Below are 16,142 nucleotides of genomic sequence, written 5' to 3'. Positions count from 1 at the left end.
CATGGCTACCGACATCACGGATGGCGCTCAGGCCGTCGAGGCCGCCGCCGTCCTGGAAATGCTCCCGACGCGGCCCCGCGTCCTGGCGCTGGGTGAGCCCACCCACGGCGAGGACGCCCTGCTCGCCCTGCGCAACGACCTCTTCCGGCGGCTCGTCGAGGAGGAGGGCTACCGGACGATCGCCGTCGAGAGCGACTGCCTCAGGGGCCTGGTGGTGGACGCCCATGTCACGTCGGGCACGGGCACCCTGGAGGAGGTCATGGAAGGCAGCTTCAGCCACGAGTGGGGCGCGTACGCCGGCAACCGTGAACTGGTGCGGTGGATGCGCGCGTACAACGACGGCCGGCCGGCCGCCGACCGGCTCCGCTTCGCCGGGATCGACGGTCCGCTGGAGATCACCGGCGCCGAGAGCCCGCGGCGGGCCCTCACCGCGCTCCACGGCTGCCTCGCGGCCCGGGTCGACGCGCACCTGCTGCCCTGCACCGCGGAGGCGCTCGACCGCCTGCTGGGCCCCGACGAGCGGTGGACCGAGCCCGCCGCGATGACGGACCCGGCCCGGTCCTTCGGGCGGTCCGCCGAGGCCGCACAGCTGCGGCTGCTCGCCGATGACCTGGTGTCGCTGCTCGACGAGCAGGCACCGCGGCTGCTCGCGCACGGGCCGCGGGACGTCTGGGAGCGGGCCCGCCTGCACGGGCGCACCGCGACCGGCCTGCTGCGCTACCACCACTGGATGGCCGACACCTCACCCGCCCGCATGAACAGGCTGCTGAGCGTGCGGGACCACATGATGGCCGGCAATCTCCTCGCGCTCGCCGCCCGCGGCCCGGTGCTCGTCCACGCCCACAACTCCCACCTCCAGCGGGAGAAGAGCTCGATGCGGATGTGGCAGGGACCGGTGGAGTGGTGGAGCGCCGGTGCGCTGGTGAGCGCCCGGCTCGGCGAGGAGTACGCCTTCCTGGCCACCGCCCTCGGCACGCTCCGGCACCGGGGCGTGGACGCGCCGCCGCCGGACACCCTCGAAGGGCTGCTGTACGCGCTCCCGGAGGACCGCCGCCTCGTCGACCCCCGCCGGCTGGCCGACGCCCTGGGCGAATCGCGGCCGGCGCCCCGCGTCTCCCCCTGGTTCGGCTACGCCCCGCTCGACCCGGACCACCTGGCGGCCGTCGACGGGATCGTGTTCGTCAAGGACGTCACGTAGAACAGCCGCGGAGAGCGCCCGGGGCGAGCGCCGGGGAGCTGCGCTGCCGGGTCCTCAGTCCCCTTCCACCACCGTCGACCGCCGGTTCCAGGCCCGCGGCGCCCGCCAGTGGAAACGCAGGGCCAGCAGGCGCAGGACGAAGGCGGTGACCACCGCGAGACCGCTGGTGAACGGGGTGAGGGCCTCGTAGCGGATGCACAGGGCGACCATGGTGGCGCCGACGATGGCCGGGACGGCGTACAGGTCGCGGTCCCAGCGCAGCAGCGAGGGCACCTCGTTGGCGAGGACGTCCCGGAGCACGCCGCCGCCCACCGCGGTGGCCAGGCCCAGGCAGGCGGAGGCGGTCAGGCCGAGGCCGTAGTCGTACGCCTTGGTGGTACCGGCGACGCAGAACAGGCCGAGGCCGGCCGCGTCGAAGACGTTCACGCCGGTCTGGAGGCGCTCCACGTGCGGGTGGAGGAAGAAGACCAGCGCCGTGGCGAGCAGCGGTGTGACGAAGTACCCGAGGTCGGTGAAGGCCGCGGGCGGTACGGCCCCGATGACCAGGTCCCGGAACAGCCCGCCGCCCAGCGCGGTGACTTCGGCGAGGACGGCGATGCCGAAGACGTCGAAGTTCTTGCGTACGGCCAGCAGCGCGCCGGAGATGGCGAAGACGAAGATGCCGACCAGGTCGAGCGTGTGCTGGACGGTGGGGGTGAAGAGTTGCTCGTACACCCCGCCATTCTCACCTGACACCGAGCCCCCGCCTTGCGAACGAAGGCGGGGGCTCGGCGACGAGGCGGGATCACTTCTCCTTGGCGGGAGACTCCTCGTCGTCGCTCCTCGCGGGCTCGGCACCCTTCGCGACGGGCTCGGCGGCCTCATCGCTCTCGGCGACCGGCTCCGCAGCCTCCGCGGCCGGCTCTGCGGTCTCCGCGACCGGCTCCGCAGCGTCCGCGACCGGCTCCGCGGTCTCAGCGGCCGGCTCGGCACCCTCCGCCTCCGGCGCGTTCCCGGCGTGCTCGGCGATGGCCTCGACCTCGGCGGCCACCGCCGCCGAGGTCGCCGCGGACTCGGCCAGGGCCTCCTCCGACACCAGCTCCGCCGCCTCCTTGGCCGCGGTCAGCAGGACGACGTCCTGCGGGGCCTGGTCCTCGAAGTTCTCCGGGTGGTGGCAGGCCACCTGCTGGCCCGGCCGCAGCTCCTTCAGCGGCGGCTCGGTGGTCGTGCAGATCTGCGTCGCCTTCCAGCACCGGGTGTGGAAGCGGCATCCGCTCGGCGGCGAGATCGGCGAGGGCACGTCACCCTTGAGCAGGATGCGCTCGCTCTTGGCCGACTTGCGGGACGGGTCCGGGATCGGCACCGCCGACAGCAGGGCCTTGGTGTACGGGTGCATCGGCGACTTGTAGAGCTGGTCGCGGTCGGCCAGCTCCATGATCTTGCCGAGGTACATCACCGCGATCCGGTCCGAGACGTGCCGGACGACGGACAGGTCGTGCGCGATGATCACGTACGTGAGGCCCAGCTCCTGCTGGAGGTCGTCGAGGAGGTTGACGACCTGGGCCTGGATCGAGACGTCGAGCGCGGAGACCGGCTCGTCGGCGACGACCAGCTTCGGGTTGAGCGCGAGCGCGCGGGCGATGCCGATGCGCTGGCGCTGGCCGCCGGAGAACTCGTGCGGGTAGCGGTTGTAGTGCTCGGGGTTGAGACCGACCACCGACAGCAGCCGCTGCACCTCCTTCTTGACCCCGCCCTCGGGCTCGACGCCCTGGAGCTTGAAGGGGGCGCTGATGATCGTGCCGATGGTGTGGCGCGGGTTCAGCGAGGAGTACGGGTCCTGGAAGATCATCTGCACGTCGCGGCGCAGCGGACGCATTCCGCCGACCCCGAGGTGGGTGATGTCCTTGCCCTCGAACTCGACCTTGCCCGCGGTCGGTTCGAGGAGCCGGGTGATCAGCCGTCCCATGGTCGACTTGCCGCAGCCCGACTCGCCCACGACGCCGAGGGTCTCACCGGACCTGACCTCGAAGTCGATGCCGTCGACGGCGCGGACGGCGCCGACCTGGCGCTGCAGCAGGCCCTTCTTGATCGGGAAGTGCTTCTGCAGCCCGGTCACCTTCAGCAGGGTCTCGCCGGGGGCGGGATCCTTGGTGAGGGTCGCGGCGCCCTCTGCGCTGCCGGTCTGTGCGGGGATCGTCACCGCTTTGTCCTCTGCCTTGTCGCTCACAGCTTCGGCGCAATCTCTTCGGTCCAGATACGCTCCCGCTGCTCCTGCGACATGTGGCAGGCGGCCCAGTGCTTGCTGCCGACCTCGGTCAGCTCGGGGCGGACCGTGCGGGTGACGTCGTCCTTGGGCACGTCGGCGTACGGGCAGCGCGGGTTGAAGGCGCAGCCGGACGGGAGGTTGATGAGGGAGGGCGGGGAGCCCTTGACCGGGATGAGGCGTTCCTGCTGGTCGCGGTCGAGCCGCGGCATCGAGCCGAGCAGGCCCCAGGTGTAGGGGTGCCGGGGCTCGTAGAACACCTTCTCCGCCGGGCCGCGCTCGACGCACCGGCCGCCGTACATCACCAGGAGGTCGTCGGCCAGCTCGGCGACGACGCCCAGGTCGTGGGTGATGACGATGACCGCGGAGCCGAACTCCTTCTGCAGGTCGCGGATGAGGTCGAGGATCTGCGCCTGGACGGTTACGTCCAGCGCGGTGGTCGGCTCGTCCGCGATGAGCAGCTCGGGATTGTTGACCAGCGACATCGCGATCATCGCGCGCTGGCGCATACCGCCGGAGAACTCGTGCGGGTAGCTGTCCACACGCTTGTCCGGCTGCGGGATGCCGACGCGGTCGAGCATCTCCACGGCACGGCGCTTGGCGGTCTTCTTGTCCACGTCGTGGTGGATGCGGTACGCCTCCACGATCTGCTGCCCGATCGTGTAGTACGGGTGCAGCGCGGACAGCGGGTCCTGGAAGATCATCGCCATCTGCCGGCCGCGCAGCTTGCGCACGTGGTCCGGGTCGGCGCCGAGCAGTTCGGTGCCGTCCAGCCAGATCTCGCCCGAGATCTGCGCCTTGCGCTTGCCGTACTGGCCGGCGGTGTGCAGGCCCATGATGCCGAGCGAGGTCACCGACTTGCCGGAGCCGGACTCGCCGACGATGCCGAGGGTCTTGCCCTTCTCCAGCTGGAAGCTGAGTCCGTCGACGGACTTGACCAGGCCGTCGTCGGTCGGGAAGTGCACCTTGAGGTCGCGCACCTCCAGGAAGGCCTTCGGCGCGGGCGAGGTGCCGGTGGGCTCGCCCACGGCTGCTCCGCTCTTGCTCAGGTCGGTCATGTGAGCCTCACTCGGGGGTCGATCACGGCGTACAGGATGTCCACCACGAGGTTGGCGATCAGCACCGCGAGGGAAGTGATCAGGACGACGCCCAGGATGAAGGGCAGGTCCTGGGTCTGGATCGCGTCCAGCACCTTCTGGCCGAGGCCGGGGAGGCTGAACGTGGTCTCGGTCAGGATCGCGCCGCCCATGAGGGCGCCGAGGTCCATGCCGAGCATGGTGAGCAGCGGGGTCAGGGTCGACCGCATGGCGTGCTTGCGGATGACGACCTGCTCCTTGAGGCCCTTGGCGCGCGCGGTGCGGATGTAGTCCTCGCCGAGGATCTCCATCATGGTCGCCCGGGTGATCCGGGCGTACATCGCGGCGTACAGGAAGGCCAGGGTGACCCACGGCAGGATCATGCCGCCGAGCCATCCGGTGAAGCTCTCCTCCAGGGGCACGAACTGACCGTCGATCCAGCCCAGTCCGTAGGAGAAGACGGCCAGGCTGACCAGGCCGGTGAAGTAGATGGGGAGGGAGACGCCCGCGAGCGCGACGACCATCGCGCCGCGGTCCCACAGGGTGCCCCGCTTGAGCGCGGAGAGCACGCCCGCGGCGAGTCCGAAGATCAGCCACAGCACGGCCGCACCGAGCGCGAGAGCCAGGGTCACCGGGAAACGCTCGGTCAGGACGGGCCAGACGGACTGCTCGGTACGGAAGGAGTACCCGAAGCACGGCGCGGAGCACTGGGTGACGTCACCGCCGGCCGCGTAGGTGCGGCCCGCGAAGATGCCCTTGAAGAACTCCCAGGCCTGGACGAAGACCGGGTCGGACAGACCCAGCTTCTGTCGCACACCCTCGACGGCGGCGGGGTCCGCCTGCTTGCCCACGAAGCTCAGGGCGACGTCGACGCCCGCCCACTTGGGGACGAGGAAGAAGATGCCGAAGACCACCAGAATGATGACCACCAGCATCACTGCGGCGGCGAACAGCCGCCTGATGAGATAAGCGAGCACGGGTTGCGGCCCGCTGCGGACCACGGGCCGCCGGAGATCATCCGGCGGCCCACGGTCACGCCGCGCCGGCCTTCACCTGCCTTTCGTGCCGTACGGCGGGTGTACCGGTTACTTCTTCAGGCCGATGTTGACGAAGTCGTACATACCGCTGTAGCCGTCGGTGGTGTACACGTTCGCCAGTCGGCTGGAGCGCCAGTTGATGAACTTCTCGAAGACGAAGGGCAGGTAGTACGCGCCCTCCATGACCTTGTGGTTGATCTCGGTGGCGATCTTCGCCTTGCCGGAGTCGTCCAGCTCGGTCAGGTAGTCGGCGAACAGACCGTCGATCGCCTTGTCCTTGATCATCGCGAAGTTGTTGTTCGCGCTGTCGAGGATGTAGTCGCTGTGCCACAGCGGCAGGCCGTAGCCCTGCACGGACGGGAAGTCCGGGCCCCAGCCCATGATGATGATGCCGTAGCCCTTCTTGGCCACGTTGGTCGGGCTGCCGATGACGCTGGCGTACTGGGCACCGTCGTACTGGTAGATCTCGACGTCGATGCCGACCTTCTTGAGCGACGCCTGGAGCGACTCGGCGGTGGCGACCTCGACCGGCTTGTTGTTGCGGACCGCGACGGTGGTCTTGAAGCCGTTCGGCTTGCCGCAGGCCTTCAGCTCTTCCTTGGCCTTGGCGACGTTGCCCTTCTTGTTCTCACCGGCCATGCCGTACGGGTCGTACTTCTGGCCCTCGGAGCCCGGGACGGACGGCGGCAGCATGTTGGTGCCGATGTCGCCACCGGCGACCGGGCCGCCGCGCGCGGTCTGCAGGGAGACGTGGTCGGCCCCGTAGAGCACGGCCTTGCGGCAGTGGATGTTGTCGAAGGGCTTCACGTTCTGCGGGAAGGACGCGTACCGGATGTAACCCGAGACCGGGTTGTCCAGGTTGCCCTTGTGCTCCTGCAGGGCGGTGGTGCGGCCCTGCGGGGACAGGCCGGTCTGGGCCAGGTCGATGTCGTAGTCACCGGCCAGCAGGCGGGCGTCCAGGTCGTTGGCGTTGGAGAAGAACTTGATCGAGATCTTGTCCGGGTACGCCTTGCGGACCGGGTCCGACTCCTGCTTCCACTCGGTGTTGCGGACCAGCTTGAGGTCCTTGCCCGGGCTGTAGGACTCGAACTTGTACGGGCCCGAGGAGAACGGACGCAGGCCGTACTTCGCCTTGGTGTCCTTGTCCTGGCGGACCGGGGACGCCGAGGTCAGCGCGAGCATCTCCTCGAAGTCCGAGTTGGCCTGCGGGAGCTTGAAGACGATGGTCTTGTCGTCCGGCGTCTCGATCGCCTTCAGGCCGAGCTTGTCCGCGGACTTGTCCTTGTACGGGCCCTTGTACTCGTCCTTCGGGTCGAGCACCTCCTTGAGGTACGTCGGACCGCCGGACAGCACGTCCTGCGCCCAGACGCGCTCGATGCCGTACTTGACGTCCTTGGAGGTGATCGGCTTGCCGTCCTCCCAGGTGACGCCGTCACGCAGGGTGTACGTGTAGGTCTTGCCGTCGTCGGAGACCTTGGCGACGTCGGTGGCGAGGTCGGGGGTGACCTCCGCGCCCGCCTTGCCCGGCTCGGTCTTGTTCGTGACGAGCTGGCGGCTGTAGTAGCGCGAGAAGTTCCACATGAAGCCGTAGTAGCCGCGGGTGGTGTCCCACGAGTCGGCGTCCTGCGCGCTGGCGAACTTCAGCTCGCCGCCCTTCTTGGCCTCGGCGGCCTGAAGGACCTTGTTGTTGGCCGCGTCGAACTGGGGCGCGCCGTTCTTCGAACCGCCGCTGCTGTCGTCGCCGCCGCCGCCGCACGCCGCTGTGGTCAGCAGCGCGGCGACCACTGCGGCAGCGGCCAAAGCCTGCTTGCGCCGCCCTGAGGTGCGTTGGGTAGTCACGATCTCGGATCCTCCGGATTAGATGAGAGACCCCGTGCAGGTACCACGGGTCACTTGCCGGTACGGCAGGTCAGCGGGAGCCCTTCGGGTCCAGCGCATCGCGTACGCCGTCGCCGAAGAGGTTGAAGGCAAGAACGGTGATGAAGATCGCCACACCGGGGACCACCATGTACATGGGGTCCGACTTGTAGTAGTCGATCGCGCTCGAGAGCATCTGCCCCCACGACGAGGTGGGCGGCTTGACGCCCACGCCCAGGAAGCTGAGCGCCGCCTCGGTGAGGATGTTGGTGGGGATCATCATCGTCGTGTAGACGATGATCGGCGCCACCAGATTGGGCAGCAGTTCCTTGAACAGGATGTAGAACCGTCCGGCTCCCAGGGACCGGGCCGCCTCGACGTACTCCCGCTCACGCATGGAGAGTGTCTGACCGCGGACCACGCGGCCGATGTAGGGCCAGCCGAAGAAGCCGATGACCAGGATCATCATGAGCAGACGGACGCCCGTGCCGCTCAGTCCCAGCATGTTGTCGGGCATGACGGAGACCAGCGCGATGATGAACAGCAGCTGCGGGAAGGCGAGCAGACCGTCCATGACCCGGCTGATGAGGGCGTCGACCCAGCCGCCGAAGAAGCCGGCCAGGATGCCCAGGACGGTGCCGAGGACCACCGCGACGAGCGCGGAGAGGAAGCCGACGAGCAGCGAGATCTGGGCGCCGTGCACGATGCGGGCGAAGATGTCGCGGCCGTTGACCGGCTCGACGCCCAGCCAGTGCTCGCCGCTGATGCCGCCCAGGGACCCCACCGGGGTGCCGAAGAGCGGGTCGATCTTGTCCTCGTTGAACGCGTTGGGGTCCTGCCCGTAGAGGGAGGTGATCACGGGGGCGAGCACCGCGATCAGGATGAGGACGAGCACCACCACGCCGCCCCCGAGGGCCAGCTTGTCCCGTTTCAGGCGCTCCCAGGCGATCCTGCCCAGGGAACGTCCCTGTACCGCCTTGGCTTCGGCGCCGGCAACCGCCGCTTCCTCGGCCGCACTCGGGGCCGCTTCCGCGGTCGGCTCGTGCAATGGTGCCGTCATCTGGCAGGGACCCCTCTCAACCGGCGGTAGCCGGCCCGCACTTGCCGCTGTAGCGGCGTGATCAGTCCGTCGTACACAGGGGCGAACAATCACCCCCTGTTGCGGGAGTCTTCAACGCTTTGGCGATCTGTAGCCAGACTTGGCGGGGAATGGATGCGTAACCGTGATGCTGTTTGAGGTGTTCCGTTATCCGGACACTGGGTAACGGGGGTCGGACGCGGACGAGTTGGGACATCAGGGACACAGGGGTGTCTTACGCCCTCGTCTACGCGCGAAGATGTCCGCCCACCACCGAGACGGCGGCCCCCGCGACGGTCAGTATCCGCCCCCGGCCGGAGGGTACCCGTAGCCCCCCGCCGGAGCCTGGGCGGGGGCCGCCGCGTGGGCTTCACGGTCGTAGAAGGGGCGGGCGTTGGCACGCAGCCACATCGCGACCGGGTCGTGGATGTCGGTCATCGCCACCGTCGACACCGGCAGCCCGTCCGGCACCGCGCCGACGGACTGCTGCATCATGGCGCGCACCGCGTCCACGGCGGGCGGGGAGGTGTCGTACACGTCGAGGCCGATGGCGAGGTACGGCGCCCCGAGGGCCGGCTGCACCCAGGCACGGCGCAGGGCGCGGACCGCCGGGGTGCGGTGGGCGTTTTGCGCGAGCAGCGCGTAGAACTGCGGAACCTCGATGGCCGGTTCGGACAGGCGCAGGGGCCCGGCGGGCTGGCGGTCCAGGCCGGAGGCGATGCGGCGCAGGTCGAGCCACGGGATGCCGACGCCGCCGCCTCGGGCATGCGGGTTCAGCCAGAGGCCGTAGTGGTCCGGGTAGAGGGCGCGGGCCACTTCGAGCCCGTCGACCACCTCGTACGACCGGTTCCAGCCGCTGGCCGACAGCTCCTGGGCGGAGGTGACACAGGGCGCGTAGCCGAAGCCCTCGACCTCCATGTTCCCGTACTGCGCGTCCGGGGAGCCGGCCTGACCGTGCCAGAGCAGCATCCACACCTGGCCGGAGGTGGGGGTGGCGAGCGCGCGCAGCAGGGCCTCGTAGGCGTCGTAGCGCCCGGGCGTCACCTGGCGCAGCATGTGCTCGACCTGTCCGGTCGTGGTGCCGCTGGCGCTCACGCGTATCGCCCCTTCGAGAAGTTCCCCGGTTGTGGCACCAGCTTAAGGCTCCGCCGGGCAGGGGTCCCCTGCGCTCGGGGTGCTTCGTCCGTTCCCGGGGCGGGCTCCTCGTCGCGGGCCGCTCCTCACAGGTCCCGGTCGTAGAACGGGCGGACGTGCGCGCGCATCCAGTCGCAGACCGGGTCGTGGGCCGCCTCCAGGAGCACCAGGTTGACCTGCGTCTTCAGGGGGGCCGCGGCGAGGGCGCGGCCCAGGGCGTCCAGGGGCAGGGCGCGGGCGTCGCCCTCCCAGTGGGTCAGCTCGACGCCGACGAACATGACCGGGTCGGCGGTCTCGACGGCGGCCAGGCAGCGGCGGGCGGTGCGCACGACGCCGATGGCGGCGAACTCGGCGGAGGCCGCGGCGAGGAAGTCCACCGGGTCGTCCTGCCAGTCCGGCTCGAAGAGGCGGACCCGGCCGCCGGACGCGGGCCCGTCGAGCGGGGTGCGGCCGGCCCGGCACAGCTCGGCCACGGCCGGGGGCGGCAGCGGGATGCCGACCACGCCGTCCGGGTTCACGGCGATGCCGATCTGCGGGGGCAGGCCGCGGGCGAACTCCGCGGCGGGGGCGACGGTGTACGCCATCTGCGCGCCGGCGACCTGGCGGAGCTGCTCCTCGGAGCTGAAGACCGGCACGTAGGCCTGGCCCTCGATCTCCAGCGAGGGCAGGTCGAGGGGGCCGCTGTCCGGTCCGCCGCCGTTCGGCAGGGGTATCCACAGGAAGCTGCGGCCGAGGACCTCCACGATCCGGCCGCCGGCGCCCGGCACGCCGAGGGAGGCGGACAGCACCTCCTCCAGCTCGTTGCCGGGCCACCCGCCGTGCGGGTGGGGGTGCGCCTGGGCCGGGAAGCCGGCGGAGAAGTCCGCCGGGAGGCCCCCTGGGATGTCCATCTGCCTACCGCCTGCCTGGTACCGCTGCTGTGGCTGAAAAGGCTAACCCGTTCGGTACCGGGGGCCTACGGGGTGTCACCCCGTGAAGGCGATCCGGCGCAGCGCGCCCGCGGCCTCCCGGTCCAGGATGATCGCCGAGGTGCAGCCGACGGGCAGGGAGCCCTCGGTGACCGCGCGCAGCAGCCGGGCGTTGGCCGCGCGGTGCCGCAGGAACGCGTACCGCGAGACGCCCCGGCCGCGCTCGCGCTGGCCGGCCAGCGCCTCGTCGGCGTCGACGTCGATCAGCAGCAGGTGCAGGGTGCCCTTGCGGCGCCGCGCCTCGCGGGCCATCCAGCCGCGCACCCAGACCTGGGTGCCGCAGTCGTGCACGACCACGCCCTCGCCGGAGCGCAGGGCGCGGCGCAGTCCGGCGTAGTGGGCGAGGCGGACGAGGGGGCGGTAGAGCGCGTACGGCAGGAAGCGCGGCATGCGGCGGTCCCAGCGGTCACGGGTGTCCTGGGAGTCGATGCGCGGGCCGCGCACGGTGCGCTCCATCAGCGTGGACTTCCCGCTGCCGGGCAGGCCGGTGATCACCACCAGGTCCCGGGGTCCGAAGAGCAGGGCGTGCGGGCTGTGGCCGCCGCGGTCCCGCAGGTCGCGGACGACGGGTGCGGGCAGTTCGGCGCACTTCTCCGGGGCCGGGGCGACCGGCTGCTCGGGCAGCGCGAGACCCGTGGTGGTGGCGTACGCCGTGGTCCTGTTCACCGTGATCGTCCTCCCCTGGGGCGGTTCACGTAGTCCCCTCCCCGTCGAGTGTAAAGAGAAGGTAATGCGCAGGTCTCGCGTTTTCGTTCGCTTACTGCCACAAGCCGGTTACAGATCACGGTCTGCCACGGATCGGCCCGGCATGCAATGATGGCGGCGCCAACTGCATACCGGCCGTTTGAATCCGCGCGGGAGAGTCCCCGGCCGTCGCCGGGGCGCCGAAGGAGCAAGTCCCTCCCTTGAATCTCTCAGGCACCGTTACCGCGCGGGCGAGGCACATCTGAAAAGCGGGCCGCCGCGCGACGGCTGCCCCACCCAAGGTGCAAGTCCTGACCGCCGCGCTCCGGTGGTCACGGCGAACCTCTCAGGTTCCGATGACAGATGGGGAGGATCGACCTCGCCCCGTCCTGTCCTGGGAGACGACCGACCGATGAGCAGTACCGAACTCCGCCGTACCGCGCTCGACGCCACGCATCGGGCGCTGGGCGCGACGATGACCGACTTCGCCGGCTGGGACATGCCCCTGCGCTACGGCTCCGAGCGCGACGAGCACCTCGCGGTGCGCACCCGCGCCGGGCTCTTCGACCTCTCGCACATGGGCGAGATCACGGTCACCGGGCCGGCCGCCGCCGACCTGCTGAACTTCGCGCTGGTCGGCAACATCGGCAGCGTGAAGCCGGGCCGCGCCCGCTACACCATGATCTGCCGCGAGGACGGCGGCATCCTGGACGACCTGATCGTCTACCGGCTGGGCGACGCCGAGTACATGGTGGTCGCCAACGCCTCCAACGCCCAGGTCGTGCTCGACGCGCTGACCGAGCGGGCCGCCGGCTTCGACGCCGAGGTCCGCGACGACCGCGACGCGTACGCGCTGCTCGCCGTCCAGGGCCCGGAGTCCCCGGCCATCCTGAAGAGCCTCACCGACGCCGACCTGGACGGCCTGAAGTACTACGCCGGTCTGCCCGGCACCGTGGCCGGCCTGCCGGCCCTGATCGCGCGCACCGGCTACACCGGCGAGGACGGCTTCGAGCTGTTCGTGAAGCCGGAGCACGCGGTCGGGCTGTGGCAGGCGCTGACCGAGGCGGGCGAGGGCGCCGGACTGGTCCCCTGCGGCCTGTCCTGCCGGGACACGCTCCGCCTGGAGGCCGGCATGCCGCTGTACGGGCACGAGCTGACGACGGCGCTGACGCCCTTCGACGCCGGGCTCGGCCGGGTGGTGAAGTTCGAGAAGGAGGGCGACTTCGTGGGCCGCGCGGCGCTCACCGAGGCCGCTTCCCTGGCGGAGCGGAAGCCGCCCCGCGTCCTGGTCGGCCTGGTCGCCGAGGGCCGCCGCGTCCCGCGCGCCGGGTACCAGGTCGTCGCCGGCGGCGAGGTGGTCGGCGAGGTCACCTCCGGCGCCCCCTCGCCGACGCTGGGCAAGCCGATCGCCATGGCGTACGTCGACCCGGCGCACGCGGCTCCGGGGACGCCGGGTGTCGGCGTGGACATCCGGGGCAGCCACGAGCCGTACGAGGTCGTGGCGCTGCCGTTCTACAAGCGCCAGAAGTAGACACTGGGCGACGGGCCCGGCCGCTCCGCACACGCCCGCTGCCCGCTCCCGTCGTCCACCAGCGGTTTCAGCATCCCCCCTCGCAGCACCCCCTTCAGCAGCACTCCCCCGCGTACAGGAGAATTCAGGCCATGAGCAACCCCCAGCAGCTGCGCTACAGCAAGGAGCACGAGTGGCTGTCGGGCGCCGAGGACGGCGCCTCGACGGTCGGCATCACGGAGCACGCGGCCAACGCGCTCGGTGATGTGGTCTTCGTCCAGCTCCCCGAGGTCGGCGACTCCGTCACCGCGGGCGAGACCTGCGGCGAACTGGAGTCGACCAAGTCGGTCTCCGACCTGTACTCCCCCGTCTCCGGCGAGGTCACCGAGGTCAACGAGGACGTCGTCAACGACCCGTCGCTGGTGAACTCGGCCCCCTTCGAGGGCGGCTGGCTCTTCAAGGTACGGATCACGGACGAGCCGGCCGACCTGCTCTCCGCCGACGAGTACACCGCCTTCACCGCCGGCTGAGGAGTCACGGACCGCATGTCGCTTCTGAACACACCCCTGCACGAGCTCGACCCCGACGTCGCCGCCGCCGTCGACGCCGAGCTGGACCGCCAGCAGTCCACCCTGGAGATGATCGCCTCGGAGAACTTCGCTCCGGTCGCGGTCATGGAGGCCCAGGGCTCGGTCCTCACCAACAAGTACGCCGAGGGCTACCCCGGCCGCCGCTACTACGGCGGCTGCGAGCACGTCGACGTCGTCGAGCAGATCGCCATCGACCGGGTCAAGGCGCTCTTCGGCGCGGAGCACGCCAACGTGCAGCCGCACTCGGGTGCCCAGGCCAACGCGGCCGCGATGTTCGCGCTGCTCAAGCCCGGCGACACGATCATGGGTCTCAACCTCGCCCACGGCGGGCACCTGACCCACGGCATGAAGATCAACTTCTCCGGCAAGCTCTACAACGTCGTGCCCTACCACGTCGGCGACGACGGCCAGGTGGACATGGCCGAGGTGGAGCGCCTCGCCAAGGAGCACCGGCCGAAGCTGATCGTGGCCGGCTGGTCGGCCTACCCGCGTCAGCTGGACTTCGCCGCGTTCCGCGAGGTCGCGGACGAGGTCGGCGCGTACCTGATGGTCGACATGGCGCACTTCGCCGGTCTGGTCGCGGCGGGCCTGCACCCGAACCCGGTCCCGCACGCCCACGTCGTGACCACCACCACCCACAAGACGCTGGGCGGCCCGCGCGGCGGTGTGATCCTCTCCACGGCCGAGCTGGCCAAGAAGATCAACTCCGCCGTCTTCCCCGGTCAGCAGGGTGGCCCGCTGGAGCACGTGGTGGCCGCCAAGGCCGTCGCCTTCAAGGTCGCCGCGAGCGAGGACTTCAAGGAGCGCCAGCGTCGTACGCTGGAAGGCGCCCGCATCCTGGCCGAGCGCCTGGTGAAGGACGACGCGAAGGCGGCGGGCGTGTCGGTCCTGACCGGCGGCACGGACGTCCACCTGGTCCTCGTCGACCTGCGCGACTCCGAGCTGGACGGCCAGCAGGCCGAGGACCGCCTCCACGAGGTCGGCATCACGGTCAACCGCAACGCCGTCCCGAACGACCCGCGTCCGCCGATGGTGACCTCCGGTCTGCGCATCGGTACGCCGGCCCTGGCGACCCGCGGCTTCACCGCCGAGGACTTCGCCGAGGTCGCGGACGTGATCGCCGAGGCACTGAAGGCGCCCTCTCCCTTCGGGGCCGCCGACGCCGAAGCCCTCAAGGCCCGGGTGAAGACCCTGGCCGACAAGCACCCGCTGTACCCGGGTCTGAACAAGTAGACACCGCGCGTCCGGGGCGCCGGGCCCGCCACAAGCGAGCCCGGCGCCCCACCCCGCACCGCCCTCTGCACCACCCCCGTTCTGAGGAGTCCCCGTGGCCATCTCGGTCTTCGACCTGTTCTCGATCGGCATCGGCCCGTCGAGCTCGCACACGGTCGGCCCGATGCGCGCGGCCCGCATGTTCGCCCGCCGACTGCGCGGCGAGGAGCTGCTGGGCTCCGTCGCCTCGGTCCGCGCCGAGCTGTACGGCTCGCTCGGCGCCACCGGCCACGGCCACGGCACCCCCAAGGCGGTGCTGCTCGGCCTGGAGGGCGACTCCCCGCGCACGGTGGACGTCGAGACCGCCGACGACCGCGTGGAGACGATCAGGTCCTCGGGCCGCCTCAGCCTGCTCGGCGAGCACGAGATCGCCTTCTCCTACGACGACGACATGGTCCTGCACCGCCGCAAGGCACTCCCCTACCACGCCAACGGCATGACGCTGTGGGCGTACGACGCGCAGGGCGCCGAGGTGCTGACCAAGACCTACTACTCGGTCGGCGGCGGCTTCGTCGTCGACGAGGACGCGGTGGGCGCCGACCGCATCGTGCTCGACGACACCGTGCTGAAGTACCCCTTCCGCACCGCCGACGAGCTGCTGCGGCTGGCCCGCGAGACGGGCCTGTCCATCTCCGCCCTGATGCTGGAGAACGAGCGGGCCTGGCGCGACGAGGACGAGATCCGCGAGGGCCTGCTGGAGATCTGGCGCGTGATGCAGGCCTGCGTGGAGCGCGGCATGTCCCGCGAGGGCATACTCCCCGGCGGCCTCAAGGTCCGCCGCCGCGCCGCCAACACCGCGCGCAAGCTCCGCTCCGAGGGCGACCCGCTGGCCCTGTCGATGGAGTGGATCACGCTCTACGCCATGGCCGTGAACGAGGAGAACGCCGCCGGCGGCCGGGTCGTCACGGCTCCCACCAACGGCGCGGCCGGCATCATTCCGGCGGTTCTGCACTACTACATGAACTTCGTCCCCGGCGCCGACGAGGACGGCGTGGTCCGCTTCCTCCTCGCGGCCGGCGCGATCGGCATGCTCTTCAAGGAGAACGCCTCCATCTCCGGCGCCGAGGTCGGCTGCCAGGGCGAGGTGGGCTCCGCCTGCTCCATGGCGGCCGGCGCGCTCGCCGAGGTGCTGGGCGGCAGCCCCGAGCAGGTGGAGAACGCGGCGGAGATCGGCATGGAGCACAACCTCGGCCTCACCTGCGACCCGGTCGGCGGCCTGGTCCAGATCCCGTGCATCGAGCGCAACGGCATGGCCGCGGTGAAGGCCGTCACGGCCGCGCGGATGGCGATGCGCGGCGACGGCTCCCACAAGGTGTCCCTCGACAAGGTCATCAAGACCATGAAGGACACCGGCGCCGACATGTCGGTGAAGTACAAGGAGACGGCGCGGGGCGGGCTGGCGGTCAACATCATCGAGTGCTGAGCGGCGCCGGGCGGGGCACGGACCACGCGTCTCACATCGTGACATGGAACAACTGAAAAATGAGACGCCTGAG

Annotated in this window: 14 protein-coding genes and 2 riboswitches; of the genes, 5 read left to right on the top strand and 9 right to left on the bottom strand. The window is 70.6% G+C overall.

What is annotated here, in order from left to right; translation table 11 throughout:
- The first annotated feature begins 1 nt into the window (after position 1).
- On the top strand, positions 2–1,198 hold the full coding sequence (locus ACZ6EG_RS25620) for an erythromycin esterase family protein (protein ID WP_469607930.1): 1,197 nt from the start codon (positions 2–4) through the stop codon (positions 1,196–1,198).
- A gap of 54 nt (positions 1,199–1,252) precedes the next feature.
- On the opposite strand, the gene ACZ6EG_RS25615 is transcribed toward ACZ6EG_RS25620, so the two are convergent.
- From ACZ6EG_RS25615 to ACZ6EG_RS25575, 9 genes are all read right to left on the bottom strand, one after another.
- A complete protein-coding gene (locus tag ACZ6EG_RS25615; protein ID WP_356610480.1) occupies positions 1,253–1,912 on the bottom strand; it encodes a trimeric intracellular cation channel family protein in 660 nt (219 codons plus the stop codon).
- Positions 1,913–1,982: 70 nt separating this feature from the next.
- Positions 1,983–3,377, bottom strand: a complete 1,395-nt coding sequence (locus ACZ6EG_RS25610; RefSeq protein WP_469607925.1) for an ABC transporter ATP-binding protein — start codon at positions 3,375–3,377, stop codon at positions 1,983–1,985.
- A gap of 23 nt (positions 3,378–3,400) precedes the next feature.
- Positions 3,401–4,498: an ABC transporter ATP-binding protein gene (locus tag ACZ6EG_RS25605; protein ID WP_356610478.1), complete on the bottom strand. Its 1,098-nt coding sequence runs from the start codon at positions 4,496–4,498 to the stop codon at positions 3,401–3,403.
- Complete coding sequence (locus ACZ6EG_RS25600) at positions 4,495–5,493, bottom strand: ABC transporter permease (RefSeq protein WP_053142842.1); 999 nt, start codon at positions 5,491–5,493, stop codon at positions 4,495–4,497. Before ACZ6EG_RS25600 ends, ACZ6EG_RS25605 begins: the two co-directional genes overlap by 4 nt.
- Before the next feature lie 108 nt (positions 5,494–5,601).
- On the bottom strand, positions 5,602–7,392 hold the full coding sequence (locus ACZ6EG_RS25595) for an ABC transporter substrate-binding protein (RefSeq protein ID WP_356610476.1): 1,791 nt from the start codon (positions 7,390–7,392) through the stop codon (positions 5,602–5,604).
- A gap of 70 nt (positions 7,393–7,462) precedes the next feature.
- The gene (locus tag ACZ6EG_RS25590; protein ID WP_469607921.1) at positions 7,463–8,470 is read right to left on the bottom strand and encodes an ABC transporter permease; all 1,008 of its coding nucleotides are present in this window, start codon (positions 8,468–8,470) and stop codon (positions 7,463–7,465) included.
- Between the two features lie 315 nt (positions 8,471–8,785).
- Positions 8,786–9,583 carry an enhanced serine sensitivity protein SseB C-terminal domain-containing protein gene (locus tag ACZ6EG_RS25585; protein WP_391971900.1) on the bottom strand — a complete coding sequence of 266 codons (798 nt, stop codon included), beginning with the start codon at positions 9,581–9,583 and terminating at the stop codon, positions 8,786–8,788.
- Between the two features lie 125 nt (positions 9,584–9,708).
- The gene (locus ACZ6EG_RS25580) at positions 9,709–10,512 is read right to left on the bottom strand and encodes an enhanced serine sensitivity protein SseB (protein ID WP_469607919.1); all 804 of its coding nucleotides are present in this window, start codon (positions 10,510–10,512) and stop codon (positions 9,709–9,711) included.
- Positions 10,513–10,587: 75 nt separating this feature from the next.
- Positions 10,588–11,256, bottom strand: a complete 669-nt coding sequence (locus ACZ6EG_RS25575; protein WP_391971902.1) for an AAA family ATPase — start codon at positions 11,254–11,256, stop codon at positions 10,588–10,590.
- 179 nt (positions 11,257–11,435) lie between these two features.
- Positions 11,436–11,530, top strand: a riboswitch (glycine riboswitch).
- Positions 11,531–11,647, top strand: a riboswitch (glycine riboswitch).
- A gap of 39 nt (positions 11,648–11,686) precedes the next feature.
- Here ACZ6EG_RS25575 and gcvT point away from each other — a divergent pair.
- The 4 genes from gcvT (at position 11,687) to ACZ6EG_RS25555 (ending at position 16,069) form a co-directional block, all read left to right on the top strand.
- Positions 11,687–12,805, top strand: a complete 1,119-nt coding sequence (gcvT, locus tag ACZ6EG_RS25570; RefSeq protein ID WP_391971903.1) for a glycine cleavage system aminomethyltransferase GcvT — start codon at positions 11,687–11,689, stop codon at positions 12,803–12,805.
- Between the two features lie 131 nt (positions 12,806–12,936).
- The gene (gene gcvH, locus ACZ6EG_RS25565) at positions 12,937–13,314 is read left to right on the top strand and encodes a glycine cleavage system protein GcvH (protein WP_104633323.1); all 378 of its coding nucleotides are present in this window, start codon (positions 12,937–12,939) and stop codon (positions 13,312–13,314) included.
- A 15-nt stretch (positions 13,315–13,329) separates the two neighbouring features.
- The gene (glyA, locus tag ACZ6EG_RS25560) at positions 13,330–14,607 is read left to right on the top strand and encodes a serine hydroxymethyltransferase (RefSeq protein ID WP_391971904.1); all 1,278 of its coding nucleotides are present in this window, start codon (positions 13,330–13,332) and stop codon (positions 14,605–14,607) included.
- A 94-nt stretch (positions 14,608–14,701) separates the two neighbouring features.
- Positions 14,702–16,069, top strand: a complete 1,368-nt coding sequence (locus tag ACZ6EG_RS25555) for an L-serine ammonia-lyase (RefSeq protein ID WP_469607914.1) — start codon at positions 14,702–14,704, stop codon at positions 16,067–16,069.
- Positions 16,070–16,142 lie beyond the last annotated feature (73 nt).

Source organism: Streptomyces sp. NPDC041968, from assembly GCF_055589025.1.
This window is presented reverse-complemented; position numbering and strand designations above follow the sequence as displayed.